Origin of the sequence: Acinetobacter lwoffii, from assembly GCF_022809915.1 — a bacterium.
In the GTDB taxonomy this organism is placed as follows: domain Bacteria; phylum Pseudomonadota; class Gammaproteobacteria; order Pseudomonadales; family Moraxellaceae; genus Acinetobacter; species Acinetobacter lwoffii_M.
Genome location: NZ_JALGQY010000067.1, coordinates 1 through 3,051, shown reverse-complemented (window position 1 = coordinate 3,051; position 3,051 = coordinate 1). Strand labels below are relative to the sequence as shown.

The 3,051-nt window shown below is 37.0% G+C and carries 3 protein-coding genes; all 3 read left to right on the top strand.

What is annotated here, in order from left to right; translation table 11 throughout:
- Positions 1-632 precede the first annotated feature (632 nt).
- The 3 genes from MTX11_RS16315 to mobV all read left to right on the top strand — a co-directional run bounded on the left by MTX11_RS16315 (position 633) and on the right by mobV (position 3,044).
- Positions 633-1,571 carry a replication initiation protein gene (locus tag MTX11_RS16315; RefSeq protein ID WP_243475599.1) on the top strand — a complete coding sequence of 313 codons (939 nt, stop codon included), beginning with the start codon at positions 633-635 and terminating at the stop codon, positions 1,569-1,571.
- Entirely contained in the window at positions 1,571-1,759 is a 189-nt protein-coding gene (locus MTX11_RS16310) for a hypothetical protein (RefSeq protein ID WP_243475598.1), read from the top strand. The genes MTX11_RS16315 and MTX11_RS16310 overlap by 1 nt, the downstream gene beginning before the upstream one ends.
- A gap of 151 nt (positions 1,760-1,910) precedes the next feature.
- Positions 1,911-3,044, top strand: a complete 1,134-nt coding sequence (gene mobV / locus MTX11_RS16305; RefSeq protein ID WP_243475597.1) for a MobV family relaxase — start codon at positions 1,911-1,913, stop codon at positions 3,042-3,044.
- Positions 3,045-3,051: the final 7 nt, after the last annotated feature.

Here is a 3,051-nt window from a genome sequence, read left to right as displayed (position 1 = left end):
TTAAACGCAAAAAATAGGGGTTTTTAGACATGTTTTGGGTTTTATGCATAAAAGTATAGTTGAAATAAATAAAACGCCTTAGAACGCAAATGGTGAGTATTTAGCGAGTGTCTACGAGCGACACAATGAAAATTCGCTTATTCCCCCTCCGAAAAACCGCTTTTGCTTTTTAAAATAGGTGAATCGTAGATGTAGCAATGCTTTCAACGCTATATCTATACGTTTATCGACCCAAGGAGTTAGCGAGTGTCTACGAGCGAAGTATTGATGCTTTTGCTCTTAAAAAAGCATGAGCATAGCGAATGCATTATCAAAGCTTTTGCTTTTGCTTTTGCTCTTGAAACGACACGAGCGAAGCGAGTGCCATAGCCTTTGATTTTGCCTTTGATTCTCTTTTTTAGCTTTTAAAAAGCTTTTAAAAGCTTTTCGCCCCTCTACAAGCCTTGATAGATATAGCTTTCAGACTTTAAAAAACTACAAACGCCAAGTATTAAACTACAAACGCCAAGTTAAAATCACTTTAAAACCTACAAACGCCAAGTTTAAAACCTACAAACGCCAAGTATTAAACTACTTGATTAATACGGTAGTTTAATATATAAAAACTATAAAACTAAATGATGTAGGTTTTTATGGAATTGGATGTTAAAAAACACTATCCAAAAGACTGGGTTGTGTTACAAAATCGAGTAGTAGAATGTTATAGAAGCATGTCACTTGATGAAAAACGCTTGTTTATTATGGCTACGCCTTTAGCAAGAACCACAAAAATATCAAGCAACGACCCTATTTTTATATCATCGAGCGAATTTTCAACGGAGTGTGGCATTGACTTATCAACGGCTTATACTGCTTTGGAATCAGCCACAGATAGGCTTTTTACTCGCTTTTTTGGCTATACCAATACTGAGGGTAATCGAGTAAGAATTAGATGGCTAAACAAAGTAATCTATTTAAAAAATCAGGGTGGGACAGAGCTATATTTTACAGATGAAGTATTGCTCCTACTTAGAGAATTTGATGCCTTAAACCCTTATACCAAATATAAAAAAGAAGTTGTATTACGGCTTAAAAAGGACTATTCCCTAGACTTCTACCACCTAGCAAAGAAACATCAAACAATGGGCGGTTTTCAAATCAGCCTAGATGAATTATTTGAACAATTAGGCTTGCCTGAATCATATAAACGCCTTGATAACTTAAAAAACCGTGTGATTGAGCCATCACTGGACGAGATCACAGCCAACACCGACATAGACCTAAGCTATGAGAATGTGAAACGTGGGCGTTCCGTGGTTGGCTTTAAGTTTACGGTTAGAGAGAAACCAAAGCCGAAAGTCATCGAAACAGGGCGAGATCGAAATACACCTGACCTATTCCACAAAATGACAGAATCTCAACTTGATACGTTTAGCAGTAAACTTTCAGAACTCCCTGAAGTGCAAACAATGGCACATGCAGGCGAAGATATGAAACCATTTATTGCTCGTATTCGTTCGATGCTCAAAGATCCTGAAAAACAAAAAACGTTACTTCCTCATTTAGCAAAATTAGGATTTAAATCGAAATAATGTTTGAGAAAAAAATCACTCAGTTTGAAAGGGAAGTTTTGCTACAAGAAAAAATTGAGCAGCTCGAAAATGAGCTTAAAGAATTTTCTGAACTTCAAAAAAAAGCGTATAGCGAACGGCTTCAAAAAAGTATCGTGGGTTTAGAAAATAGAATCCAGCGAATTAAGAAAATGCTTTATACAACCTGAAAGGTTGTCAGGGGTTAAGGGGAGGATTCCCCTTGCTCATGAACTTTTAAAATGCCCAAAGGCATTTTAAAAGTGGAGTGAGTCCACTTCGCTATCGCAAAGCTCAAAAACCTCTGCTATCGTGTGCTTTTTGCGGTCTTGGATTCCTCAAATGTCATTTGCTATTTTGCGCCTTCAGAAATTGAAATCGTTTGCCGATGTTGGGGGCAGTCTTTCGCATAATTATCGCAATCGAGAAACGTTAAATGCCGATGATGCTCGTACACATTTGAATGAGCATGAGCTGGATACAAATGAAAAATGTATGACCGCTATTCGTGATCGTATTCCTGAAAAAAGACGTAAAGATGCGGTTTTATGTATTGAACATTTGATTACAGCGAGTCCGGAGTGGGATGGTTGGGGAACTGAAAAAGAAACTGCATTTTTTGAGCAATCTAAAAAATGGCTCGAAAATAAATACGGTAAAAATAATGTTGTCAGCACCACGATTCATAGAGATGAAACAACGCCCCATTTAGTTGCCTATGTCGTTCCAGTGGACGAAGAAACAGGACGATTGAATGCTAAAAAATTTATTGGCGGATCTCGGCACACGCTTTCACAGATGCAGACTGATTTTGCAGTTGAAGTAAAAGATTTAGGATTAGATCGGGGCATTCAAGGTAGTAAAGCAAAACATACCTCGATCAAAGAATATTATGAAAAATTGAACAATTACGAAAATGAACCTGGTATTGAAAAAGGACTCACTTACGAAATACCTGAACCTGAATTCCTTGAATCTAAAAATACCTACGGTGAGAGAGTCGCAAACGCTATGATTGATCAGATATTTGATCAAATTGCACCTCGATTCGACAGAGCGAATGCACTGGCTAGCCAAACAAAAAAATTAAAAAAAGAACTGGAAGATACCAAAAAAACATTAGCTGAAGTTCAGCAACGAGCAAAACCGTATTTAGATATAATTAATAAATATAATCACCCTAATCTTGAGAACGAATTCAACAAGCAAGTATTTAAATTAGAAAAAGATTTTGATAGACAACTTGAATATCATCAGTTTGTAAAAAGACAAGAAGAACAAGAAAGATTCAATCAACAGCGTGAATTGAGAGAGCAATTACGCTTAGAACAAGAACAGAAAAAGCAACTTGCTGAACAAGAAAAGCGAGAACAAGAGAATTTGGCACGGTTAAGACGCCAAGAATTAGAAAAACAGCGGAAAAACGAGCCAAAAAGACATGACAACGGCAACGATAACGACTACTCACCCTCATAACACCCAT

What these genes read in the sequence shown, in the direction of transcription:
- mobV (WP_243475597.1), top strand. Translation starts at nt 1,911, where the DNA reads ATGTCATTTGCTATTTTGCGCCTTCAGAAATTGAAATCGTTTGCCGAT.
- MTX11_RS16315 (WP_243475599.1), top strand. Translation starts at nt 633, where the DNA reads ATGGAATTGGATGTTAAAAAACACTATCCAAAAGACTGGGTTGTGTTA.
- MTX11_RS16310 (WP_243475598.1), top strand. Translation starts at nt 1,571, where the DNA reads ATGTTTGAGAAAAAAATCACTCAGTTTGAAAGGGAAGTTTTGCTACAA.